Source organism: Rhizobium sp. BR 315 (genome assembly GCF_050577975.1).
Classification (GTDB): Bacteria; Pseudomonadota; Alphaproteobacteria; order Rhizobiales; family Rhizobiaceae; genus Rhizobium; species Rhizobium miluonense.
Window position 1 is genome coordinate 1 of record NZ_JARWKZ010000074.1, and the last position, 24,059, is coordinate 24,059.

17 protein-coding genes and 4 pseudogenes are annotated in these 24,059 nt (G+C 57.5%); 8 read left to right on the top strand and 13 right to left on the bottom strand.

Features of this window, described 5'->3' with window-relative positions; translation table 11 throughout:
• Positions 1-231: transposase (locus tag QD409_RS32620; protein ID WP_430764744.1), on the top strand; the 231-nt coding region annotated here is incomplete at its 5' end.
• Between the two features lie 20 nt (positions 232-251).
• On the opposite strand, the pseudogene QD409_RS32625 reads toward QD409_RS32620, so the two are convergent.
• Together QD409_RS32625 and QD409_RS32630 are read right to left on the bottom strand one after the other, a co-directional pair.
• Positions 252-686, bottom strand: a pseudogene (locus QD409_RS32625) (response regulator); the annotation flags it as partial.
• Positions 687-926: 240 nt separating this feature from the next.
• A pseudogene (locus QD409_RS32630) lies at positions 927-1,130 on the bottom strand (ISKra4 family transposase); the annotation flags it as partial.
• A 43-nt stretch (positions 1,131-1,173) separates the two neighbouring features.
• On the opposite strand from QD409_RS32630, the gene QD409_RS32635 reads away from it, so the two are divergent.
• Positions 1,174-1,428 carry a hypothetical protein gene (locus QD409_RS32635; protein ID WP_430764760.1) on the top strand — a complete coding sequence of 85 codons (255 nt, stop codon included), beginning with the start codon at positions 1,174-1,176 and terminating at the stop codon, positions 1,426-1,428.
• 69 nt (positions 1,429-1,497) lie between these two features.
• Here the strand turns inward: QD409_RS32635 and QD409_RS32640 are convergent.
• From QD409_RS32640 to QD409_RS32650, 3 genes and pseudogenes are all read right to left on the bottom strand, one after another.
• Positions 1,498-1,641, bottom strand: a pseudogene (locus QD409_RS32640) (hypothetical protein); the annotation flags it as partial.
• A gap of 515 nt (positions 1,642-2,156) precedes the next feature.
• Positions 2,157-2,459 carry a PsiF family protein gene (locus QD409_RS32645; protein ID WP_430764745.1) on the bottom strand — a complete coding sequence of 101 codons (303 nt, stop codon included), beginning with the start codon at positions 2,457-2,459 and terminating at the stop codon, positions 2,157-2,159.
• Between the two features lie 418 nt (positions 2,460-2,877).
• Positions 2,878-3,069 (bottom strand): annotated as a pseudogene (locus tag QD409_RS32650) (gamma-glutamyltransferase); the annotation flags it as partial.
• A gap of 338 nt (positions 3,070-3,407) precedes the next feature.
• Here QD409_RS32650 and QD409_RS32655 point away from each other — a divergent pair.
• The 5 genes from QD409_RS32655 (at position 3,408) to QD409_RS32675 (ending at position 8,216) form a co-directional block, all read left to right on the top strand.
• Positions 3,408-5,357 carry a putative bifunctional diguanylate cyclase/phosphodiesterase gene (locus tag QD409_RS32655; RefSeq protein ID WP_430764746.1) on the top strand — a complete coding sequence of 650 codons (1,950 nt, stop codon included), beginning with the start codon at positions 3,408-3,410 and terminating at the stop codon, positions 5,355-5,357.
• 220 nt (positions 5,358-5,577) lie between these two features.
• Complete coding sequence (locus tag QD409_RS32660) at positions 5,578-6,459, top strand: NmrA family NAD(P)-binding protein (RefSeq protein WP_430764747.1); 882 nt, start codon at positions 5,578-5,580, stop codon at positions 6,457-6,459.
• A gap of 27 nt (positions 6,460-6,486) precedes the next feature.
• Positions 6,487-6,696: a hypothetical protein gene (locus tag QD409_RS32665; RefSeq protein ID WP_430764748.1), complete on the top strand. Its 210-nt coding sequence runs from the start codon at positions 6,487-6,489 to the stop codon at positions 6,694-6,696.
• A gap of 232 nt (positions 6,697-6,928) precedes the next feature.
• Complete coding sequence (locus QD409_RS32670) at positions 6,929-7,645, top strand: SDR family oxidoreductase (protein WP_430764749.1); 717 nt, start codon at positions 6,929-6,931, stop codon at positions 7,643-7,645.
• Positions 7,646-7,754: 109 nt separating this feature from the next.
• Complete coding sequence (locus QD409_RS32675) at positions 7,755-8,216, top strand: MarR family winged helix-turn-helix transcriptional regulator (protein WP_430764750.1); 462 nt, start codon at positions 7,755-7,757, stop codon at positions 8,214-8,216.
• A 176-nt stretch (positions 8,217-8,392) separates the two neighbouring features.
• Here the strand turns inward: QD409_RS32675 and QD409_RS32680 are convergent, their stop codons facing one another.
• The 8 genes from QD409_RS32680 to QD409_RS32715 form a co-directional block, all read right to left on the bottom strand.
• Positions 8,393-10,165: a rhomboid family intramembrane serine protease gene (locus QD409_RS32680; RefSeq protein ID WP_430764751.1), complete on the bottom strand. Its 1,773-nt coding sequence runs from the start codon at positions 10,163-10,165 to the stop codon at positions 8,393-8,395.
• A gap of 28 nt (positions 10,166-10,193) precedes the next feature.
• Entirely contained in the window at positions 10,194-11,672 is a 1,479-nt protein-coding gene (locus tag QD409_RS32685; protein ID WP_430764752.1) for an HlyD family type I secretion periplasmic adaptor subunit, read from the bottom strand.
• The gene (locus QD409_RS32690; RefSeq protein WP_430764753.1) at positions 11,669-13,855 is read right to left on the bottom strand and encodes a type I secretion system permease/ATPase; all 2,187 of its coding nucleotides are present in this window, start codon (positions 13,853-13,855) and stop codon (positions 11,669-11,671) included. The genes QD409_RS32685 and QD409_RS32690 overlap by 4 nt, the downstream gene beginning before the upstream one ends.
• A gap of 76 nt (positions 13,856-13,931) precedes the next feature.
• Entirely contained in the window at positions 13,932-14,501 is a 570-nt protein-coding gene (locus tag QD409_RS32695; protein WP_430764754.1) for a hypothetical protein, read from the bottom strand.
• A 14-nt stretch (positions 14,502-14,515) separates the two neighbouring features.
• Positions 14,516-14,920 (bottom strand): hypothetical protein, encoded by a 405-nt coding sequence (locus tag QD409_RS32700; RefSeq protein ID WP_430764755.1) that lies wholly within the window; start codon positions 14,918-14,920, stop codon positions 14,516-14,518.
• Between the two features lie 35 nt (positions 14,921-14,955).
• Positions 14,956-15,387, bottom strand: coding sequence for an Ig-like domain-containing protein (locus QD409_RS32705; RefSeq protein ID WP_430764756.1), 432 nt, complete (start codon positions 15,385-15,387; stop codon positions 14,956-14,958).
• Positions 15,388-15,459: 72 nt separating this feature from the next.
• Positions 15,460-22,287, bottom strand: coding sequence for an adhesin (locus QD409_RS32710; RefSeq protein ID WP_430764757.1), 6,828 nt, complete (start codon positions 22,285-22,287; stop codon positions 15,460-15,462).
• A 973-nt stretch (positions 22,288-23,260) separates the two neighbouring features.
• Entirely contained in the window at positions 23,261-23,530 is a 270-nt protein-coding gene (locus QD409_RS32715) for a hypothetical protein (protein ID WP_430764758.1), read from the bottom strand.
• Between the two features lie 178 nt (positions 23,531-23,708).
• Between QD409_RS32715 and QD409_RS32720 the strand changes: the two genes are divergently transcribed.
• Positions 23,709-24,059: helix-turn-helix domain-containing protein (locus QD409_RS32720; RefSeq protein WP_430764759.1), on the top strand; the 351-nt coding region annotated here is incomplete at its 3' end.

Consider the following 24,059-nt stretch of genomic DNA (forward strand, 5'->3'; position numbering starts at 1 on the left):
AATCTGGTCGTACCCACCAACATCACCATCCTGCCACTGCCGCCGAAATCGCCAGAGCTGAACCCAGTCGAAAACCTCTGGCACTTCATGCGCGAGAACTGGCTGTCGAACCGTATCTTCAAATCCTACGACGACATCGTCGATCATTGCTGCGATGCATGGCGAAAGCTCGAAAGCCAGCCTTGGCGCATCATGTCAATCGGACGAAAGCCTTGGGCAAATGGGTTCTGATCAGTGAGACGCCGTATAACTCCTTGCCTTTCAACATGACGATTTACCAGATCGAGTTCCAGATCGGCAACTTTCAAAACTGATTTCTGGTCTTGAACAGGGGGCAAGGCGAGAGCGGCGAGGCGAGCCACAAGCTCATGGAATGCGAAAGGCTTTGTTAGGTAGTCGTCACCGCCTGCCTTGAGACCCTCAGCCCGATCATCTATGCCGTTGGCCGATGTCAGAAACATCACAGGTGTCTTGATTTTCGCCGCCCTGGCGGCCTTCACTAACGAGAACCCATCAAGGCCCGGAAGCATGCGGTCGACAATAAGAACGTCGTATGACATGCGAGTAATTTGAAAGAGCGCATCGGCACCGTCTGTCATCACGTCACAGACATGACCGGCCTCGTTTAGGCTACGCGAAATGTATTCCGCAGTTGTCTGATCGTCTTCTATCACAAGAATCTTCATGTGCTGCATACGCCCTTCATCTATGCGACTGCAGGGGAGCAGATTGTGCCTCAGGAAGATGTCAGCAACCTTAACCTTATATTATCAATCTGCAATATCCCACGGCACTTGGCACGTTTCCTTGCGAAACGAAAGCATCCAAGAAAAGATTTCCTAGTCTTTCGCATGGCCTACACCCTCGCAACACGCGCGTCCAATCGACAATCACAAAGTGGATGGGGGAGCGGGAAAAGGTGGGGGTCATGATGCGAGGTCGAGCTTTGCCTGTTTCAGACGGCCGTCGGCAACAGCGGCTCGTACCTGAAGGACTCGATGAGCGCCAATCGGCGACCAACGCATCTGTCGCTTCTTGTTCATCCGAACATTAACGAGACTGTTGGCGGCACTTTCAGCCGGGGAACTGGATATGGGCTGGCCTGACCAATATCGCTGGCAGTAGTTGACGCCGGAAAGCGGCTCGCCGGCCCAGACAGCCTGCCGCATATCGATGCCTAATTGCCGGATATCGTGGCTGGTCGAGGAGACCAATGCCGCCGGTGCGACCTTAGCCGTGGAAGCCAGCCGCCTGAAGGAACTGATCGCCGGCTTCAAGCTCGATGGTAACCAAGCCGCTGTCCGCGCAATCGACCGGGCGACCAAGCCCATCGCCTCTCCTGCCCGTGCCCTCGGTCAGAAGTTGGCCGGTGCTTTTGGCGGAAGGACCGCAGTTGCCACAGCAGCAAAGGAATGGGAAGAGTTTTGATGTCAGCTTCCCGATCTAGGGCTACACCGCCGCTTTTCGTGGTGAGTCTAGTCGGTATCGCGTCCGCGCCTAAGCGTGGGCGTGTGGATGATGAACGTCCCAAACTGCCCACAGCAACGACGCCGCGATCGGCACGCCGAGGACAATAGCCGTCCACATCGCGCTTGCAGTGCTGGAAAAACCAAGCAGCCAAAGGGATGCAATCAACCAGAGGCCAACAAGAAATTACTAAAATAGATGGTTCAAGATGGCACCCAAACGATACTTCCGCCGTTATACCTGAAATTTCAGCCACATTGGCTGGCGGTGTCCGCAGTTCTGGCTTCGGAACGAAATAGCAGGCAAAGCCTGCCGGCTCTCCACCCGTTCGCCGCCACTAACGCGGCCAAATCGTTCCAGCTGTAATTCCACCGTAAAATGGCTGACTTCCAATCGCCGGTGGTGACAGACCTCTTCGAAATCCAGGCTTTGAAGAGGCTTTAGGCGAAGATCGTTCAGGCAGCAGGGACGGAATTATGAAACACCTTGCGATCGGTCGGGATCGTTTCGCCATTCGGTTCCCGATCGCCGCCATTGTTTCGTGCAGGCTTTGTTCGATTTCGATCACGCTGAACATCCGCTAGACAGATTTAACATTGTGAAGATAAGGGGCCGGAGACTACTCTCCGCCCCCTTTATATCGAAGCACCCTTATATACGCGCAATTTAGCAGTTCGGGTCGACGGCCTTCAGCTCTTCTTCATGGCGGCAGTCTTGCACTGCTCGCGGAATTTCTTGCGGTCCTTGCCATGCAGACCCTTGGCATCTGCGTCAGCCGAACATTTCTTGGAAATGGCCTGCTTTTGCGCGTCGGAAGCAGCCGGCTTCGCAGCCGTGGTCGTTGTTGCCGCCGGCTTCGCAGCGTTGGTGGTTACCGTAGTAGCAGCCGGTTTGACGGTAGTGTCAGTGGTTGTGGCGGCTGAAGACGCAGCGAAAGCCGAGCCGGAGAATGCCAACATGCCGGCGAGGGCGAGAGCATAGGTGATTTTCATATGTGCCTCCGAAAGTTAGCGGGTGTCTTAGGGGACGCATGTATTTCTGCATGCCGCATCTGAACCCTATATGAATGCCAGAATTGACGGGTGGAAACCCCTCGCGTTACGCATCGGGTTGTCGTCTCCTGTGATGGCTGGACATCATCGCCATTGTTTGGCCCTCGATCACGGTCCGCGGCGCGGCTTGCCCGGTCACCGTCCGCCGCAACGCAGTCATGGCCACTCATCTTGGCATCACAGTGCGCTTGGTCTGCAGCCTCCACCAACTCGGCTTGGTTCATGGACGTCGATGTATCGGATATACTCGCCACTCCAATACTGGCGGTCATGGTCGATTTGTTGCTTGCTCCTTGTGGTATGGCAAGCTGACGCGACGTAGAGCGGAGAGCCTCAGCTATCCTTCGTACTGTACCCCGTCGAAATAGGTGCTCTGCAGAACGCTAACGCTCCTGCCCGAGGCATCGGTCACGCCGAAGAAGACGGTGTCGCCGAGGCGAAAAAGCTGCGGCCATTCCATTGCGCGTTCAAGATCAATGGAGCGTGCCGATCTTGCCAGGCGCGGCCGCCTCAGTCAGTCCTCCGCTGGCTGGTTCGTGAAGTCCGGGTCGCCGCTGAGGCGCGATCCCAGCAATCAATTTACGCCGCGTTGCCTGTTCTGCGATACGGCGACGATAACGAATGCTCCAACCACCTTGACCAAGGCAATGCAAGACAACCAAACGGCCCGCCAAACCCGGCACGGTTCTGCTTTGCGCGGACGTTCTTCATTGAAACGATTGCATTATGTCGCTTGCTATAATCTGGCGCCTGCTCTTCTTCCGACTCAGAATAACAAGACATGCACTTGATGGTTGAAGCAATTTTTTATTAGTTAACCGTGTGTATTTCAAATAGTGTAACAACGTCTATGCTATGAGCAGCGCTCGTTACTCTACGAGCCGCGCAATGAAAATACTAAAAGCTAAACAAAAATTGCAGCATTTCATGTCCATTCGGTCCGATAATCCGGACCTGCTGAAAGCTCAGTACCGCGCTTTCACGCGGCAGATGCCGATGATGTATTTAATCCTGATTTCGAGCACATGGGCGCTTTCTATCACCCATATGCAATCAGCACCGATTTGGCTCACCGTTGGCATTCCCGCGCTTTTTACGCTCGGCTGCATGCTTAGGATCACATTCTGGTGGAGAACGCGCAATATCGATCCCATGCCAGACGTGGCTCACGCCGCACTCGTCCGCACCAATCGTCTGGCTGTCGGCCTTCCCATTGCATTCACTGTCTGGTCATTTTTGCTGGTGCCTTATGGCGATGCATATGCTCAATCTCACGTTGCCTTCTATATGGCGATCACGGTCATCTCCTGCATCTTCTGTCTAATGTATGTTCGCTCGGCGGCATTCATAGTCACTGTGATCGTCAATGGTGCATTCGTTTTATTCTTCATCGCCTCAAGGCAACCGACTTTCATTGCTATAGCAATCAATGTGGCACTGGTCTGCGCGGGCATGATGTCGATTCTCCTGACAAACTACCGCAATTTCGAGCGCATGGTTATTTCACAGCAGCGCACAGAAGCACTTAGCAATGAGAATCTCTTGCTTGCGAATATCGACAGCCTGACGGAGCTACCCAACCGTCGAGCGTTCTTTACGCATCTGGAAGTCGAATTTGAAAGGGCCAAAGCCGAGAATACGCGACTGGCCTTAGGCGTCATTGATCTCGATGGCTTTAAGCCGGTCAATGACCTTTACGGACATTCAGTGGGAGATAGGCTCCTGATCGACGTCAGTAGGCGCCTCACGACCAGTTTGAAAGCCAGTCGGGCGTTTCGATTGGGTGGTGACGAGTTTGCAATTGTCGCTCCGCTCGCGCCGGACGATGCTCTGCTCGTCGCAAATGCGAACGCAATTTCCGAACGGCTGGGGGAGCCCTATCATTTGCCGGAAGGAACGGTGCACGTATCTGCATCGATGGGAATAGCGGTCTTTCCAGACCTCGCCTCCACTCTGGAGCAGCTTTTCGACAGGGCGGATTATGCCCTTTACCATGCCAAAAAGACACGCCGTGGGGGCGCGGTTCTATTTGACGCTGAACACGAAAGGCAGATCAACATCGAAGCGCGCATCGAGCATCTGCTCAAGCAAGCCAATTTGGAAGACGAACTTTCGGTCATGTTTCAGCCGATTGTGAACATAGGCGATGAGCAAACGGTTGGCTTCGAGGCTCTTGCCCGCTGGTACAGCCCGGTTCTTGGACATGTCTCGCCAGGACAATTCTTCCCAATTGCTGAACGAGCCGGCATCGTCAGTTCGCTGACGCAGCCTCTGCTTAAAAAGGCACTTGCCTTCGCATCGCAGTGGGAGGAGCCTTTGCGCCTGTCCTTCAACCTGTCAGCCCACGATCTCAACTCCCGTGAAGGGGTGCTGTCGTTAGTCGGGATCATCGAAGGCAGCCGCTTCGACGCGGGGCGCCTTGATCTTGAAATTACCGAAACGGCCCTTACGCTTGATTTCGAGCAAATCAAATCGTCGGTCGAAATGCTACGGCGCCTCGGTTGTGGCATTTCACTCGACGACTTTGGCACCGGTTATTCCAGCCTGACCCGGCTGCATGCTCTTCCTCTGACCAAGATCAAGATCGACCGCAGCTTCGTCACAGATTTGCACAAGAAGCCTGCCAGCTACAAAATAGTGAAATCTCTTCTCACTCTCAGCCGGGACATGGGGCTGGAATGCGTGGTTGAAGGAGTTGAAACACCAGACGAGCTTGCGGCCCTTAGAGGGTTGGGAGCTACGCTGGTGCAAGGCTACCTCTATTCCCGGCCGCTGAGCGAAAAAGGTGCTGCCGAATGGTGTTTCGCCGCCGCGCCGGCAAGCAGGCTCGTCTGCTAGCTGAACCGACAAGCATCCCCGATAAATACCACAAATGATGGTCTCGAACGGATATGAACCCGCGCGCCCCGGTCATTCGGCGCCTTTGGTGCTGGTTCACACTCGATCCAAAAATGATCCTCCGCAAAAATGCAAATGCTCCCTGTTGGCGATATGAGTATATGCTCTTATTTTGATCTTTATATGAGCATATGCTCTCATATCGAAAAGGAGCGAGATTATGAGTGAGGCTGAGGTACTTGTAAGCGGAGCAACCGGACGGACCGGTGGTGCCGCAATCGATGAATTACTGAAGATGGGCAAGTCGGTGCGCGCCTATGTGCGTTCGGACGATGAGCGAGCGACGGCCCTTAGGCAGCGGGGAGTTGATATCGCCATCGGCGACTTCACCGATATCGATGACATCCGGGCTGCAATGGAAGGCATTCGATCCGCCTATTTCCTTCATCCCATCGCACCGGGCATCCTTGGTGCTGCCGCCTACTTTGCACAGGCAGCAAAAGAAGCCGGCGTGACCGCAATCGTCAACATGTCGCAGATTTCGGCGCGTCGTGAATCGGCGAGCCACGCCGCACAGGACCATTGGGTTTCCGAGCGGGTCTTCGACTGGTCCGGTGTCCAGACGACGCATCTCCGCCCGACCTTCTTTGCCGACTGGCTCGTCTATCCGCATTTCGCCAAGGAGATATGGGCCACGAAAAAGATCGAGTTTCCGTTTGCCGACGGTCGTCACGCACCAATCGCGACCGATGATCAGGGGCGGGTGATCGCGCATCTTTTGGCAAATCCGCAGGGGCATGAAGGCAAGATTTATCCCCTCCATGGACCGATCGAGATGAACCATATCGAGATCGCCGCCGACATGAGCGAAGTGCTTGGCGCCAAGATCGACTACGCACCAACCTCGATCGATATATTCAAGGGCAAGATGGAAAATCTCTACAAGTTTCCGCCTTTCCTCGTGCAGCACCTGGTCGAAGTCGCCCAGAACTATCGTGATGGCATCTTCGCCGGCACCAACGATGCCGTCGAGAAGATTACCGGAACGCCGGCACTCTCGGTGCAGCAATTCATCGCCAACAATCGCGCCGCCTTTGCGTGACAACCGTCGAGGCAAGGAGTTTGAACAATGTCGAATATTCAACGCGAACGTCACCCGTTTCTGGACGACCTGACCGTCGACGCGGAACTGACCAGCTCCGTGCTGCGAGGTCCCGTCATCGGACGCCACGAGATCAAGCTCGCCGTTGACACGGTCGGAACCTTTTACGCTTCGCAGATTCCCAGTTTCTCGAGACTGTCGGCTCTCGCCTCTTTCTTGAATACGAGGCGGTTCTGACAAGCGGGGAGAGCCTGAACGCCGTCGTCGTTGTCGACCGGAACCCCGATGGTTCGGTGCCACGCGTCAGCGTGCGGATGAGCCCGCTTGGTGCTGTGTTATCTCTCGCCGCCAATCTTCGCGAGGCACTGTCCGGCCAGTTGTCGGAAGACCTTTTTCTTTAAACTTATCGCCCGCAGGCGGGTATCGATATTGGATGCCCTGATCTGTGGCTTTAGAGAGGTAATTTGTCATGGATGTCACCAACACCACCGTCTTCATTACCGGAGCCAATCGCGGCCTGGGCCTAGCCTTTGCGCGCGAGGCCCGTCGCCGCGGAGCAAAGAAGGTCTATGCCGGCATGCGCAACACGAGCGGCTTCGATGAGCCCGGCATCATCCCCGTCCGGATCGATGTCACGGACAAGGCATCGATCGCCGCCGCGGCAGAAATCGCGGATGATACCACTCTGCTGATCAACAACGCGGGCACCGCTGCTCTCATCGACGGACCTCTGGCAAGCGATTTCGAAGCGCAGTCGAAGCAGCTGTTCGATATCAATTACTATGGTGTGGCCCGCGTCACGCAGGCCTTCGAACAGGTCCTGTCGTCCAAGCAGCATGCTGCGATCATTAATGTTCTATCCGACATCGTGTGGTTGCCGCGTCCCTATCTCACACCGTACGCCGCATCGAAGGCGGCGGCATGGAGCTATACCAATCAGCTTCGCTTTCACCTTCAAGATCGTGGCATCCAGGTTCTCGGTCTGCATGTCGGTTTCGTGGATACCGACCTGACCAATGGCATCGATGTGCCAAAAGCCAGCCCAGAGGATGTGGTGCGCCAGACCTATGACGCACTCGCCGCCGGCAAGAGCGAGATCATGGCCGACCAGGGAACGTCACTCCTGAAGAGCACGCTTGCAGCCGAGATACCCGGTTATATCACGCCGCCGCCAGGATTGTTCTAAGCGCCAAGATGGTGGAGAAACCGCCAAGCCGCAGGCTATGTGATGCGGAGGCCTTGGACTTTGCGCCATATGGCCTGCGGACGGTAACTAGGACTCGAAAGGAAACGACATGTTGTCGGCGAACCAACCGCTTGGAATCGATCAATGCAATTGCTCAGCCATGAGAAAGGCGAGCCGACAGATCACGCGGTTCTACGATGCCCATCTTGAGCCCCTCGGACTGCGTATCACGCAGTTCCTGACACTGGCGGCTCTCGACGAAGCGGACGGTGCCGCTGTCAACGCTCTCGCGGAACGGCTCGATATCGAGCGGACGGCGATGGGAAAGATGGTTGGCTTCCTAGAACGCGACGGCTTTGTCACCATCAAGCCATCACCCGCGGACGGCCGAGTTCGTATCATTGAACTCACGGAGGAGGGCCGACGCTTGCACGAGAGAGCGGCTCCTCTCTGGCAGGATGCGCAGCAAGAATTCGAGCGACTGAATGGTACCACCAACGTCGCAACGCTCCGGCACAGCCTGAAAGAGATCATCGTCGGCGACTTGCCGGCCGTCTCTTCCGAAGACTGAGCCTTCGGAAGAGACGCGCCAATGACGGACCAATCAGATGGACGAACGCCAACCGTCCATGACTATCTCATTCGGCACGGTCCATCAGCAAGCAGGCTCATTGTTCGAAAGCCTGACCGGTCGCTGTGCCTTGTAGGAACCATATTCGTGCTCTTGATGGGATGCGAACCGCCGACTCATGGAGCTGCAAGTTTGGCTAACTCCTCCCGGGCACCCTGATATTCCATAAGCGTGGTGGGGCAGGACAAAATGGCGCCCTTGAACTTCTGCCGCGCCTCATCGACTTCTTTGCGCAGACTGTACCACTCACCTATGTAGAACATCGCTAAGCAGAGTTTGTCGTTTGTCGTTGCCTTCGCTACGACGTCGGCCGGTGTCCGCTGGCCAAGGAAGAGCTCATAGATGGGATAGGGCCAACTAGTTGGAAACACGTTGTTTGCGGCGTCACCTAAATCAGCCGCAGCTCGATTGTCGTTCCCGCGAGACTGAGCGATGAAACGCCATAGCTTGTAATAGGGAGCTGCCGATCCATTCAACTTTGCCTTAGAGGCAAAGCCGTCGGCTGCCATTTGGTATTGCCCCTGAAAATATTGGACGAAGGGGTCTGCAAGGTATTCCGCCCGTAGCTCGCTAATGCGCCAGACCGACCCGGCCGCAACCGTCGCAAACACAATGGTGCCGATAAGCGCAGCCATGCCGAAGCGAGGATGAGGCTGCTTATTCGGCCAGGCTTTAAGCAAGACAAGCGACACCACCCCACCGGCGAGCGCTCCACCGAGATGGGCGGCATAGTCGACATGCATGCCGTCGGCAGTTTGACCAACGAGTGGAAGCAGGGACGGTACGAGGATCTGAATTGCTCCCGTCCGCAAGATCGATGGCAGCGGACCAGACGAATAATGAAAACTTGCCACAATGACAGCGGCAAAGAGGCCAATGATTCCGCCGGATGCCCCGACACCAACCAGGTTTTGAGGATTCATGAGCAACGATGCGACGGAGCCCCCAATAGCACTGATGCAGAAAAGTGCGGCAAACCAGCGCCAGCCAATCAATCGTTCAAGCAGGACCCCGGCCCGCCACAGAGCGAAGCAATTGAAGAGCAGATGGGAGATGCTGCCGTGCAGCAAGCCGGCCGTTACCAACCGCCACCACTCGCCATGTTGCAGCACCCTTACAGGAAACGTCCCGCCGAGCACCAGAAGCGTCTGGATGCTTGGCGTATTGTCCTTTGGTGGCGCGACGCCGAATTTCAGCTCGGCAACGTAGATGCCGATCAGGATGACGATGAGACTATAGGTGAAGACCGGGCGCGTCTTGAGGTTAACAACCGGCTCCACATCGTCTTCTCGTTGAGGAGTTACATTGGAAGCGCCGTCCGGAAGAGCCTGTTGCTCGCGATCTTTGGCCAGATATTCAAGGGATCGATTGTAAATCCAGTCTGGATTGGGGCGTAGCGGCCTCAAGGAAACGACGATTGGGGTTCCCCTCCCCCGCAACTTCTTGGGCAGCCAGCGCATAAGCCCGCGTCTCGTCAAGGTTCGCGCCTCAAGGGGTTCCAGATCGACATACATCTGATCGGCCCATCTGTTCTGATGTCTGCTGATGTTGCGAACAGATCGCCACGGTATGGTTTCGTCGAAATGAGTTTCGACATAGATCCCGTCCGCCGATATGACGAGACCGGGCGTGCGCCGGATGGCCCTGGCGAGCCAGAGGACTCCGCAAACGCTGAAAAATGCTGCACCTAGCCAACAGAAGATTGCGCTAAGGTGTGGATGCCCAGGCCTTTCGGGCAAAAGAGGGATACAGGCGATGGCGGCAGCCATGACAAACGCCAGAAAGCACAACCGAAGGACCCTGCCCCTATCGTAGTCGAATTCCACTCTCCTTGGGACATTTGCATCAATCGTGTAGCTCTCAGACACAATTCCGTCGCCGTCAGACATCCGAAGTAACCTCCCCCTCAAAATTACATCATCGTTCCTGCATTGCCTGAGACGTGACCTCGACGATCGGCGAAAACAGATATTCGAGGATCCGGCGCTTGCCGGTCTTGATCTCCGCTGTCGCCGCCATGCCAGGCGAGAGCGGCACGACATTGCCGTCGACATTCATTGTGTCCACGTCGAGCTTGACGGTAACGGGAAAGACAAGGTTCTGCACCCGCTGAACATTCGTCGTCGGCACGGTTGACTGCAACTGCTTGTTCGGAGCGCCTTCGACCTGGTTGGCATCGGGCTCCGGGATCGCATCTCTCGCGACCGCGGCGACGTGGCCGTGGATCACACCATAGCGTGTGAACGGAAATGCCTCGATCTTGACCACAGCCGGCTGCCCGACCGTCACGAAGCCGATATCGCTGTTCGGGAGATAGGCTTCGACTTCCAGGGCAGAATTGTCCGGCACGATACGCATGAGATCGATACCCGTCGTCACCACCTGACCGATGGTGTTGATCAGGGATGACTGAACCGTGCCGTCGATCGGGGTGGCGACGGTCATGGAGTCCCGGCGTTTGCGCGCCTTGACCAGTTGCCGCTCGAGCTCATCGGCCTGCCGTGACGCGTCTCCCGCCTTCTGCTCATTGTCCGCAACGAAAGTTAGTACCGTCTTCTCGCCGTCACTGGTCGTCACGGACAGCGAGGCCTTGGCCTCCTCAAGCTGGCCAGTCTCCTCAGCAAGCGTCGCTTGCTCCTTCTGGCTGGTCTCCAGGGCGTCGATGACGCTTGCCTTCGAGCCGGCATCCTGGTCCACCAGAGACGCGCGAATGGCGACCCGCTCATTGAGTGTAGCGACCAACCTCGTCTGCGCCACGATCGTCTGTTGGAGTCTCGCGACGGTCGCTTGCTGTTGGGCGTGTTGCGCGCCGAGATTGGTAAGGCTCGCCGCAAGCTGCGACAGATCGGCCCTAAAGATCGACTGCTCGCGGTCGCGAATGCTGGACGGCGTATCCTCCGCAAAAGCCAGCGGCGCCGCGGATATCGTCCTGTCGCTGGTCCAAATGCCCTGCTGTCGCCAAAGATCGACCGTCGCCAGGACCGCCTTACGGCGAACCATCTCGCCGCGATAGGCCTGGAGATTGATAGTAATTGCCTCTTCGTCCGACTTGAGCTCGGTGTCGTCGAGCTGGACGACGATATCGCCGGCCTTGACTTTAGAGCCATTGATGACCGGAATCGATCTTGTCTTGCCGACTTCGATCGACTGGATGACCTTCACCCGGCCTGTCGGCTGGATCTTGCCCTGCGCCGTCGAGACGATGTCGAAGGTGCCGAGATAGCTCCACAGCAACGTGCTCGCGACGACGATGGCGATGAACCAGATGAAGACGGTGCGGATCGGCGAGGCCGGCGTCTCGAGGATCTCAAGCGCCGCCGGCAGGAACTCGTTCTCGATCCTGCCGCGACGCAGCGGCCTTCCCGGTTTCTTAGGAGGGCGGATGACCGGGTTCATAGCTGGTTGAGCCCCGTCTGCAATTGCCAGAGATGGGCATAGAGGCCATTCGGCCTGGTAAGCAGGCTGTCATGCGTGCCCTCTTCGACAATACGGCCATCCTTCATGCCGATGATACGGTCGCAATGACGGACCGTCGCCAGACGATGGGCGATAATGATGACCGTCCTGCCTTTGACGATCTCGCGCATGTTGCCAAGAACGATGCGCTCGCTCTCATAGTCGAGCGCGCTGGTGGCTTCATCGAGGATCAGCATCGGCGGATTGGTCGCCAAGGCGCGAGCGATCGCCAGGCGCTGGCGCTGCCCGCCGGAGAGGTTGGCGCCGCGCTCCTCGATCAGCGTGTCATAGCCCTTCGGCAGCTTGGCGATGAACTCGTCGGCACCGGACAGCCGCGCCATCTGCATGGCGGCGCCCCGCGACATCGACGGATTGACCAGGCAGATATTGTCATGGATCGTCCGGTTGAACAGCATGTTCTCCTGAAGGACGACGCCGATATTGGAGCGCAGCCAGGCGGGATCGACCTGGGCGATATCCTGGCCGTCGACGAAGACCTGGCCGCGGGTCGGGATATAGAAGCGCTGCACCAGCTTCGTCAGCGTCGACTTGCCGGATCCGGACGGGCCGACAATACCGATCACTTCGCCCGGGCGCACCGAAAACGAGATATCGCGCAGCACTTCCGGCCCATCGGCGGTGTAGCGGAAGTTCACCCCCCTGAAGGTGATGCCCCCTCTTGGCTTCGGCAGGCTGACGGAGACCTCCGGCCGCGGTTCAGGCGGCGCATTGAGAATGTCGGCGAGCCGCGCCACCGACACCTGCACCTGCTGAAAATCCTGCCAGAGCTGCGACAGGCGCAGGATCGGCTGCGAGACCTGGCCGGCAATCATGTTGAAGGCGACGAGTGCGCCGACCGTCAGCTCGCCATTGATAACAGCCTGAGCGCCGAACAGCAGCAACGCCGCCGAGGTGATCTTGTTGATGTACTGGATGGCGTTCTGGCCTTTGGCGGCCAGCATGGTGGTGGCAAAGGAGGATTGCACATAGCCGGCCAGCCGCTCTTCCCATTGCGAGGCGACGACCGGCTCGACGGCAGAGGCCTTCAGCGTCTGCACGCCGACGACGGTCTCGACGAGGAGCTGCTGGCTATAGGCGCCGCGTTCGAACTTCTCGTCGATCTTCTCCTTGAGGAACGGCCGCACCAGGAAGCCGATCGCCAGATAGAACGGGATCGAGGCGACGACGATCCAGGCGAGCTTCGACGAATAGGAGAAGAGCACGAAGATGAAGACGATGGTGAAGATCAGATCGAGGCCGGAGAATAGCCCCTGCCCGGTCAGGAAGTTGCGGATCGTCTCCAGCTCGCGTACGCGGGCGATCGTCTGGCCGGTCGCCCGCGTCTCGAAATAGGAGAGCGGCAGATTGAGCATATGGCGGAACAGCCGCCGCCCGAGCTCGACGTCGATGCGATTGGTCGTGTGCGACAGCGCATAGGTGCGAAGATATTGCAGCACGACGTCGAACAGCCCAACGGCCGCCAGGCCGATCACCAGCACGATCAGGGTCGAATAGCTGCGATGGGCCAGAACCTTGTCGACCACGACCTGGAAGAACAGCGGCGTCACGAGCGCAAAGATCTGCACGATCAGCGAGGCCAGCAGGACGTGGCCGAAGGCATGGCGATAGCGCCAGATCGACGGCAGGAACCAGCGGAAGCCGAAATTGCCGCGCGACGACCCCGGTCCGGCCAGCCGCCGCTGCAGCAGGATGAAGTGACCTGCCGTCTCGGCCAGCAGTTCATGAGGCCCGAGATTGCGGCTGGAGAAGTCGACGGGATCGATGAGGCGCCAGCAGTCGTCGGGTGCTGCCCCGCCAAAGAGCGCGAAGCGCCCGTCGGTCAGGCAGGCGATCGCCGGCGTCGGCAACGTTGCCAGCCGGGCATCGGTCTGGATCTCCAGATGCCTTGCCTTCAGGCCCACGAGCTTTGCCGCGCGCAGCAGGTCAGTACGCTCCGATGGCTCCGACAAGGCCAGGTCGCGAGCCAAAACATCCGGGTTGGAGGCGATGCGGAAATACCCGGCAATCGCTGCAACCGCCGCAAGGCCGCTATCGGGCCGCCTTAACTCATCCACGGATGTGGGCGGCGGCTGCTCCGGTTCAATGATGGCTGTCTGGTTCATGGAAGTGATAATCCCGTCCGGCGGGAGCGTCCAGGAGACATGCTAGCGTCTTTTTTTGATGCGCAATTCGCTAAAATCATTGGCCGTCAACCGCCGGCAAATCCGCCTGTTGATTGTAGCTGAACGTGAACGTGGCTTTGCGATTCGGCTCGGTCTCAATGATCATCTCTGTCTGGAGAGGTTCGCCCGTGCCCTCGGCAATCCACGCCTTAACGTCTCGCACCCTGTGGTCCGCAGTAAGTCGCTTATACTGATAGATCACCGTAACCGCCTCACCGAGACTGCCAGTTCCAGTGCGGCTGCATTCGTAAACAGCGGGCTTGCCGTCAACAATGAGCGGAACAGCCTGGCGGGAACCAATCCTCCAGGATCCACCATCTCTTCGCGAATACTCTTTGCCGGCAGAGACGACATAATCCAACGAATAGGATTTGCCACCATCAAGCTCGGTAATAATCCCTTTCTGCTGGAACTGGGTAGCCGCATTCAATTTGGCAATGGCGTCCCTTATCGGCTGGCATGCGTCCTCAGCCTGCGCGGTCCCGCCCGCATATACCGTCAATGCGATGGCCGCCAGGCATGCGTTCGTAGTCCTTATCCAGAGCGCATGGCGTGTCGCCCGAACCGCCGCTTCGTCGCGTTTCACGTGCGCACCGCTTATCACAAACCCGACGACTTATGGCTTCGGCGCTGCGGCATTGTCGGACCTGAACCCGTGATCCGCAATGACCTCGCGATGCTTGCGCTCATAACGTGTTTTTGCGTGAACTGGACATAATCATCGTAGGGGATGGCGCCCTTGGCATAGGCGGTGAGAATACGGCGGCAATACTCGTGACGAACATTGCTTGGCGCAACATTCATCAGCTTTGCGAGCTTCTGCTGAGCGTCCGGTGTAATGCCATAGTGGCTACATTGCTCGATGTTCCAGTTAAGGGCTGCAGGGTCGCCCAACATATTTTTATCATATTCATAACCGCCCTTGGTCGTGACGGGTGCAGCGTTTGCCGACACCGAAACCATCGCCATGGAAACAACTGCGAAAATCGTCCGGAAGTTTTTCATTCTGTCCTCATTGCAGCCAACTCGCCCGAGTTCGCCTACTTCACTCGAACTTTTACGCTATGATCCCGTACACCGTTTGCATCGCGCAGGCCTGTAATCCGAACCGTGAATTGGTCATTGCCTGTAAAGCCGGCATCTGGTGTGTAATAGATGATAGCGCCGCCAACCTGCCTGCGGTTGCACAGATACATTTCGGAATTTCTCGAGTAGCGAGGTGTGACGGGACCGTGCACAACGTCAACTTTGCCGTGACTGCTCGGCTCGATAACTCCGACATACGGGTAGGATGAGAACGTGCAATCGTGATGCAGGAACCAGGCCGTGATGGCTTCGGTTCGCTTGCCGGCACGGGTGCTGAGCGTTGTCTCGACGTGGTTTGTGCCGCCCAATGGAGCTCCGACACAACTCGACAATGCCAAGCCGATCCCAACAAGCGGGCTCAGGGCCGTCAGCGATTTGGTCTTCATTCGGTCCTCTTTTTTGAAAACTGAGATTGCAAGCAGGTCGCGGAAGCGACCTACCTCCATCATCAAAACCGGTTACGCGGCATTTTGCTTCGGGATGGCCGGCTGGTAGGCAAGCGTGGCATCGCCGACCAGGTAATGTGAGGTACCATCGGTCGTCTGATACGAACTGGTGCCGGTGATCGCCGAACCGTCGGAGAAGGTCTGGCTGCCATTGCTGGTCGACAGCAGGTTGATCAGCTTGATGCCGGCCTGCGACATGGTCTGCAACTCGCCATCATCGACGATGCCGTTCTGATTGACGTCGCGCCAGACGCGGAACTCGCTCCAGCGGGCGTCATTGGCATCGAGCACATTGTCATGGTTGGTGTCGAAGGCCAGACGCAGACCATCCAGGTCGGAAACCGAGCCGCCATTCGCCGCCACCTGCTCCGGCGTTGCCCATTCGGAGAAGGCAAGCTCCTTCGACTGGTCGATCTTGCCGTCCGGACCGGCCTGACCGTCCTCACCGAGATCGATCGCCAGGAAGCCGTCCTGCGGCCCGACCCAGGCAGTGCCGTCGCGCGCACCATCGCCGTTCCAGTCGAAGGTGACAGACGAGCCGGTGGCGAGTGCGTTAGTATCAAGCGGTCGCAGGTCGATGTGACCGTCGCCGTTCAGGTCGAGAAGGACAGGGTTGTGGCCGCTGTGAGCATATGGGTCGGGCCATTGATCGACCATCTGATAGCTGGAGCCGCCGCCGCCATTCGGGCTTCCGCCACCGCCGGTGATGGCATAGCGCTGCCAGGAGGCCAGGTTGCCGGCGCTGTTATACTGATAATTGGTATAACTGCCATCATCATTGTAAGACTTCGCGGTATTGATCACGCTGTTGACGTAGTTTTGAACCAGCGTTCCCCATGGTTGACTATTGTACACGTCATACGTTGTGACGGTGTATGTACCGCTTGCGTGGCTGTACGTGACGTTGGTGACAAGTCTTCCAGCGCCGTCATACACATTGGCAATCTGCGACCAGCTCTGAGAGCTGTTCACGTCGTAGACGTAAGTTGTCTTGCCACCGCTATCGTAGAAAACATTCTGACTGGTAAGCTGGCCCGCAGTGTTGAAATACTGAACAATAGATGACCATGTCTGAGCATTGGCTGGATCCCAATATCCAATCGTTTTAGTGCCGTCATCGTTATAGAGGACTTGCGACAAAAGCTGCCCGCTGTTCGGATCAAAATTGTTGTCTGCCCTGCTCCAAGAATACACGTTCGTCAGATCGAACCAGGTTTGCCCTGTTAGCTGTCCGGCACTGTTGTAATAAAAGAGATGATCTGTCGCGCCACTCGCAGCGACAAAATAGACGTCCGTCCTTGTACCGTTATCGTTGAACTGCTTTTCGAGGGTCTTTTTGCCGTTGGCGTCGAAAGACTGCTCGATGCGGGTCCAGGGATTAACGTTGAGCGGATCGTAAAAAACGGCGGAGGTCAGGAGGCCGGCCTTGTTGGCGTTAGAGACGGAGAGCGTCTGGCCGCTTGCGGCGTCATAGGTCGTGGTGACCGAGCTGCCGTCGCCGGTGACATTAAAATCGCTGGTTCCAGTCTTCTGCCCTGCCGAATTGAAGAAATTGATGCGCTGCTGGGCACCGGTTGGCGTGTAGAATGTAATCTCGGTCCGTGTTCCGTTATCGTTGAACTGTTTCTCGAGGGTCTTGTTGCCATTTGCGTCGAAGGACTGCTCGACGCGGGTCCAGGGATTGGCGTTCAGCGGATCGTAGAGGACGACGGAGGTCAGGAGGCCGGCCTTGTTGGCGTTGGCAACGGAGAGCGTCTGGCCGCTCGCGGCGTCATAGGACGTGGTGACCGAGCTGCCGTCGTTGGCGATCGCAATCTGAGAGGTCTTGCGGCCCTGGCCATCGCTGGTCACGCGCAGCGTCAGGCTGCCCATGGCCGAGACGGTGTCCACGACCGTCTGGGTCACCGCGCTACTGGCGTTGAGGTCGACCTTCGTCAGCGTGATCGAGCCGTCATTGTGGGTGACCGAGGTTTCCGTGTGATCGATGACGCCGTCGTTGTTGGAGTCTTTGCGGAGAATAGTGATCAGACCATCGGCGCTAGTGCCGATTACGCCGGTAGCAACGACAACGCCAGTGGCATTGGTCTCGGTGACCGTTGCCACCGTCGAACCATCGACTCGAAGCCGCGACTGCATGACGACCTCAAAGGTGCCATTGCCGTCATAGTCATACTTGACGGTCTTCGTGTGACCATCGGCAGAGCTGTCGGTTTCCATCTTAGCGGCGATCGCCTGCTTCCAATAGACCTTGCCGGAAAGAAGATAATTGGTCTTCTGGGCGGTGGCATTATTGGTGACGATCGAGACCGTGGCGCCGGTAGTATCGGCGGTCAGCGTTTCGACCTGGTCGACCGTGCCGTCGCCATCGACATCCTTGGAGGTCGTGCGCACCATGCCGTCCGAAGACTGCTGGATCGTCGTCTTCGACGCCAGCTTGCCGGTGGTCAGGTCCGTATCGGAGATGACCGTGGTTTTGCTGCCATCAGCATTGTTGGTGTTGACGGTCACGCGGCGGCGATCAACCGTGCCATTGCTGTCCAGATCCCAATCGGTGTTGGTCTGCAGGCCATCGGCCGTTGTAATGGTCGTTGAGTTATCGGCCTTGACGCCGGCCGAATTGTAGTCCGTCACCGTCGACGTCGTCACACCGGAATCGGCCGTCACCGTTTGCTGGTGCTGATCGACAACACCGTCGCCGTTATTATCGCGGTCGATCGTCACCGTGCGCTTGTCGGCGCTGGTCAGCGTGATGGTCTTGTCGAGCAATTTGCCGGAGGCGTCCGTCGTCATGACGGTCTCATGGGTGGAGCCGTCGGCAAGGTTCTTAACAACATCGCTGACCGTCTGAGTCGCTAGCGCCGTGCGCTGTTCATTGGTGCTCAGCACTCGTCCGTTGGCTGATGTCGTCGTGGTGATCGTCGAGATCAGGGAACCGTCAGCGTTGGTACTGGTCACCGTGCGGGTCCGCGTGCCGTCTGCATTAACGACAGTGACGTCTGTCGAGGTCTGGGCATAGGTGCCAGCCCCTGTCATGTCCGACTGCGAGGTGATCGACAGGCCATTGGCGCTGGTCGTGGTCAGATAGCGGCTGGCCAGCGTCGTGCCGGTAAAGTAGCTGACGGTTTCGGTCCGCGAGCCGTCGGCATTCAAGACCGTCACATCGGTGTGGCTCTTGGTAAAGGTGCCGGAACCGGTCTGATCCCATTTGGTGGTCACCGTCAGCCCATCGGCAGACGTATCCGTCTCGGTGACGGCGCTCAGCGCCAGCGTGCCGCCATTGATGGTGGAGACCCGCTCCGTTGTCGACTTGCTGCCGTCTGTATTGAGCACCGTCAGATCGGCCACGGTCTTGTCGTTGGTTCCGTTGCCGTCGACATCGTAGCTTGTGGTTTGGCTCAGGCCATCGGCACTCGTCGTGACCGCTGTAGAGTGCGACACCGTTCCCGTCGACGTCAAGTCGGACAGGGTCTTGGTGACGCTGCCATTGGCATTCTTCGTGGTTACGGACTTCTGGTCGACCGTGCCATTGCCGTCGATGTCATAGGTCACCGTGACCGTCTTGCCGTCGCCGCTGGTCGTGGTCGTCGTCTTGTTGGCGATCACACCGCTATTGGTCACCACCTCCGTCCTCGATCCATCGGCGTTCAGCGCGACGACATCACTGCCCGAGCGCAATGTCGCACCGGTTCCATCGGTCCAACTGGTCTGCTTCAACAAGCCATTGCCGCTCGTCGTCGTCGCCGTCTTGGAGATGAGGGTACTGCCGACGCCAAACCGGGAGACCGTCTCGGTCTTGCTGCCATCGGCATTGAGCACTGTGACATCGGTGATGACCTGCTCGTAGACGCCGTCGCCATCGAGATCAGAGCTCGTGGTTACCGAGAGGCCATTGGCCGCGGTGGTGGTAACGGCGCGGCTGCGGAGCGTCGTGGTGCCAGCCTTGTAGGTCTCGACTGTCTTCGTCGTCTGGCCGGTGGCATCGACGACAACAGTGGTCTTCACATCCAGCGTGCCGTCACCATCGAGGTCGACCCAGCTCGTAACGGTCTTGCCGTCCGCGGTCGTGGTGGTGGTTGCCTTCGAAACCAGCGTACCGCCAGCCGTCGAGACGGCGTCAATCACCAAAGTCGAGCCATCGGCATTCAGCGTCTTCGAAACGGCCTCCGTCCGATCGACCATACCATTGCCGTCATAGTCGTAGGACGTCGTCGTCACCAGACCGTTGGCGCTGACAGTCACCTTGGTCTGATCTGCCAGCGAGGTGCCAGCATAATCGGACGTCGTCGTCGTCTTCGAGCCGTCATTGTTGAGCACGGTCGCCTTCACGGTCGTCGAATCGACGGTACCGTCGCCGTTCACATCCTTTTGGCTGGAGACGGTCAGGCCGTTGCCCGAGGTGGTCGTCGTGACCTTATCGAGCAACACACCAGTGTTGCTCTTGTCGGTCAACGTCTCCGTGCGGCTGCCGTCGGCGTTTATCACCGTCTGATCCACTGTCGTCAGATCGACAACGCCATCGCCATTCAGATCATCGGTTGTCGTCGTCGTCAATTTGTCGGCGCTGACGGTCACAACGGTATTACGATGGTGCACACCATCGGCGCTGCTCCGCATCGCCATCGTCGTTTGGCTACCGTCGGCCGCGATAAGATGCGTGGAAGTGCTGTCGAATTGACCGTTGCTGTCGATATCCTTCCCCATCGATATCACCCTGCGGTGCATTCTGGCTACCGTCTTCGTCTCGCTCAGTAGCGAGCCATTGGCGCTTGTTGTCGTGACGGTCTCAGCGCGATTATCGGTTACCACCGAAATCGAATCGGTGACAGTCCCGTCGAAAGTACCGTCGCCATCAAGGTCGGACTGCACCGTCTGTGTCGAGCTGTCGGCCGACGTTGTCGTCACCGTCTGGCCGATCAGCGTGCCATTGCCGCTTTTGCGGGTTACGGTCTCGACGCGGGCGCCGGCACTTCCGGCCGTGATGACATCGGTGGTCACGGCGTCATAGGCGCCGTCGCCATTGGCGTCGATGCTGATCGTCTTCGACAGACCATCGGCACTGCTAGTGGTGACCGTCTTGGAAACCAGGGTCCCGTTCGGATTGAGGGTGCTGTCGGATTGAGTGATCGTTCCGTCACCGGCAACCGAGATGATGGTCTGCTTGTCGGCTGCGCCGTCGCCATTGGCGTCGATCGAGATATTCTTGCTCTTACCATCGGCGCTGGTCGTGGTAACGCTGTTCGACAGCAAGGCGCCGCTGGCGCTCCTGTCCTGGACCGTCTCGGTGCGCGAGCCGTCGGAACCGACCGTCGTCACGTCGGAATGAACGAGGTCAGCAATACCGTCGCCGGTCACATCGGTCGAGACTGTCGTCGACAGGCCGTTTGCGGCGGCAACCGTCGTGACCTTGCTTCTGCTCGAGTTGTCGCCATTGGTGGTGGTCACCATGGTCGTCACATCGCCGTTGGCGGCGATCGTGGTCTGGGTCAGATCGCGCTCGTCGATCGTGCCATTGCCGTCTAGATCGCTGGTCACGGTCTTCGTGTGCCGGTCGGCGCTGGTGGCCGTCGTCACAACGGACAGAACCGTGCCATTGGTGCTGGCATCGGTCACCGTTCGCGTGCGCGATCCGTCGCCCGCAACAACCGTCGCATCGGTGACGACATCCTCATAGATCCCGTCGCCATTGATATCGGTTCTGGTGGTCTTCGTCAGGCCGTCAACGCTCGATTGCACCTGCACCTGGCTTAAGGTCGCGCCGGACACACTTAGCGCCTTGGTCGTGGTCGTCGTCGATCCGTCCGAGTTGGTCGTGAACGCCTGGGTCTGATCGACAACCCAGTCACCATCCGTGTCGATGGATGTTGTAATGGTATTATGGTCGGCGCTGGTGACCGTCGTGGTCTGGTCGCGACGCGTACCATCGGCATTGGAATTCGTCACGACGCGAGTGCTCACGCCCGTGGGATCTACGCTTGTTACGTCGGTCTGCGAGCGGTCATAAGTGCCGTTGCCATCGTCGTCGAACTGAGTCGTCACGCTGTTGCCGTCGGCGCTCGTGGTCACCAGATCCTGGAAGGCCAGGCTGCCGTCGGCATTGTAAGCCTGAATGGTATTGTTCTTCGACTGGTCGGCATTGGTCACGACCGTCGACTTGATGATATAGCCGTTGGCATCGCGGGCAAGAACGGCATCACCCACCGCGCCCGTCGAACCGTTGGATTTCGTATAGGTCGTTTTGCCGGTAATTGCCGAGCCATCGCTGAAACTCTGGCCGCTGCCCTTCGGCGTCAGGTCGATCGAGGTGATCCCAAGCGAATCCAGCGACACCAGCTGGCCGTTGACCATGACCTTGAACTTTGACCACTGCGCATCGCCAGCATCGAGCTTGCCGTTGCCGTTGGTGTCGAAGACGTCCTTCAGTGCCTCGAGATCGCCGGTTGCGGTCGGATCCCACTGGGTGAATTCGAATTCCTTCGAGCTGCTGATCTTGCCGTCGCCATCGGCGTCGAACACCAGCACGCCCGTGCCGTTGCCCGCCCAGGCCATGCGATGCTGGTAGCCATCGCCATTCACATTCACAAATTGCGATGACGTCCCGAGCGTGTTCAGGTTCAGCCCATTGCCCGTGAGATCAAGGAGGACGGGGCTGTCGTCGTCATCGCCTTCGTCATGCACAGCGCTATCCGGCACGCTCTGGCTTGGATCCGGGCCATCAAAGGTGACATTATTGCGTGTACCGTGCGTGACATCGCCGGAGCTACCGTTCATGTCGATGCGGCCATCTATCTTTCCGTCCACATCACGCGCGATTTGGGTGTGATCCGAATATGACTCCACCATACCGGTTCTTAGGTTACCGTTTTGATCGGTGTAACTGTAAGGCGTGGTACCAACCAGGTGCGCTGTCGTTCCAGAGGACGATGAACCACCACCATAGCCGGTAGGAGGCCCACCGTTTGTGCCTTGTGTACCACCGGTTCTGCCGGAACGGGTGCTGCCGCTTGAATGCGATCCACCTCCCCCAGACTGTCCACCGCCGGAAGAGCCGCCGCCAGTCGGATTGCCCCCAGCGTCAGGGTCGCCATCATAATGACCGCCACCGCTGCGACCGCCATCCGAACCTGCGCCGCCAAAACCACCGTCACCGAACAAGGCTCGGCTGGCGTCGTCTGCTGTTGTGGGAATCCTGGGCACAACCGGCGCGACAGGAGGTTTTGTGTCGAAGTAACCCGGATAGTGACCTGGATCATACAAATGCGCAATTACGTCGGCTGGCATCGGAAGATTGGATTCAACGGGTGGCGCTGATGCAGAAACGACGGGTTCAGGAGACGGGGCCGTGGCTTGAAGCGCGCTTCCCGGGTCGACCCCGAAAATGACATCCCTCAAAGATTTCGTCTTGTCGTTGAAAATCGTGTGCGCAATATCATTAATACCATAACCAATTGCAAACGCGACGCCAACGCCAATCACAGGCGCGGCCGCTCCCAGAAGGGCCACCGCGCCCGCTGAGGCAGCAATAGTACCTACGACCTCAGCAACTCCAATTGTGATGTATGCACTTCCTACTGCAAGCATTGCACCTTCGGCTGGTGTATACCCCGCGACCTCATATGATTTGTAGTCAAATCCCGCGCTGATACCACCGAGCAACGTGGAGGCGGGACCCAAATGGCTTAGTCCAGCAGCACCTTTTTTCCCTAGCGCATTGGCATAAGCGGCCAACGCGGAAAACCCTGCGGCGAAATATCCGGCATAGTTACTTACAAAACCTAAGGTATTGGGATCACGGGAACTACGCTGTCCGAGAGAATCATTGCTTGCCATCTGAACTATCCCGCTCCTCTTTATTTTGCTCTCGCGCGCCCCAATCTGAGCCACTGAAGATTTTATTAATGCGACCGAATGTTAAGAGTCCGAATCCAAATACACAAATAAACCCCAACCAATCACTCGGATATATCCACAATATTACTATAGAGAAAATGGCATATACTGGAAGATATAGCCTGAATAGCCGCCTATCTTTCAGAATATCAGATACGTGAGGCTTTTTCTTTATTTCTCGAAAGTCATCACTCATGACAACATCTCCACCCTAAACCTTATGCAGCTCGAATTTCTTGCCATCATCAGTTTCACGCATATACTCGCGACGATTTGGAACGAAAACGACGTTGACGCGTTATGATCCGCTCACGATGCGCATAATATCGCTATGTATACGTGTATTTATCACATTCACAATACGGAACTCCTAGATGACGAGCGAATTAGGCGAAAATAATTGTGATGTATCCGAAACGCGCTCGGATCATCCAGAAGGCGAAGCAGCCTTCGCCGCACAATGCATCGCCGCATTGCTCACACGGCACGGCATTCCGAAGTACCGCTTCGCCGTTACCGTCTCCGAAATCCTCGGGCTTTCCTACTCCGCCGGAAACCGCCGCCTGACGACGAATGCCTCCTGGTCGCTTGAAGAATTGAAGCGGGTCGCCGAGCATTTCGGCGAGACGCTGCAAGAGCTTGTTACGCTCGACAATGCGGACGCCCTAGTCGACGCCTCAATCGTCATCAACAATCATATTGTCCCCTGTCGCATCCGGTTGGGT

Bases quoted from the DNA above. Each gene is read 5' to 3' on its own strand.
- QD409_RS32715 (WP_430764758.1), bottom strand. From the start codon at position 23,530: ATGAGTGATGACTTTCGAGAAATAAAGAAAAAGCCTCACGTATCTGAT.
- QD409_RS32705 (WP_430764756.1), bottom strand. From the start codon at position 15,387: ATGAAGACCAAATCGCTGACGGCCCTGAGCCCGCTTGTTGGGATCGGC.
- QD409_RS32635 (WP_430764760.1), top strand. From the start codon at position 1,174: ATGCCTAATTGCCGGATATCGTGGCTGGTCGAGGAGACCAATGCCGCC.
- QD409_RS32670 (WP_430764749.1), top strand. From the start codon at position 6,929: ATGGATGTCACCAACACCACCGTCTTCATTACCGGAGCCAATCGCGGC.
- QD409_RS32665 (WP_430764748.1), top strand. From the start codon at position 6,487: ATGTCGAATATTCAACGCGAACGTCACCCGTTTCTGGACGACCTGACC.
- QD409_RS32655 (WP_430764746.1), top strand. From the start codon at position 3,408: ATGAAAATACTAAAAGCTAAACAAAAATTGCAGCATTTCATGTCCATT.
- QD409_RS32675 (WP_430764750.1), top strand. From the start codon at position 7,755: ATGTTGTCGGCGAACCAACCGCTTGGAATCGATCAATGCAATTGCTCA.
- QD409_RS32645 (WP_430764745.1), bottom strand. From the start codon at position 2,459: ATGAAAATCACCTATGCTCTCGCCCTCGCCGGCATGTTGGCATTCTCC.
- QD409_RS32710 (WP_430764757.1), bottom strand. From the start codon at position 22,287: ATGGTGGAGTCATATTCGGATCACACCCAAATCGCGCGTGATGTGGAC.
- QD409_RS32690 (WP_430764753.1), bottom strand. From the start codon at position 13,855: ATGAACCAGACAGCCATCATTGAACCGGAGCAGCCGCCGCCCACATCC.
- QD409_RS32660 (WP_430764747.1), top strand. From the start codon at position 5,578: ATGAGTGAGGCTGAGGTACTTGTAAGCGGAGCAACCGGACGGACCGGT.
- QD409_RS32680 (WP_430764751.1), bottom strand. From the start codon at position 10,165: ATGTCTGACGGCGACGGAATTGTGTCTGAGAGCTACACGATTGATGCA.
- QD409_RS32685 (WP_430764752.1), bottom strand. From the start codon at position 11,672: ATGAACCCGGTCATCCGCCCTCCTAAGAAACCGGGAAGGCCGCTGCGT.
- QD409_RS32700 (WP_430764755.1), bottom strand. From the start codon at position 14,920: ATGAAAAACTTCCGGACGATTTTCGCAGTTGTTTCCATGGCGATGGTT.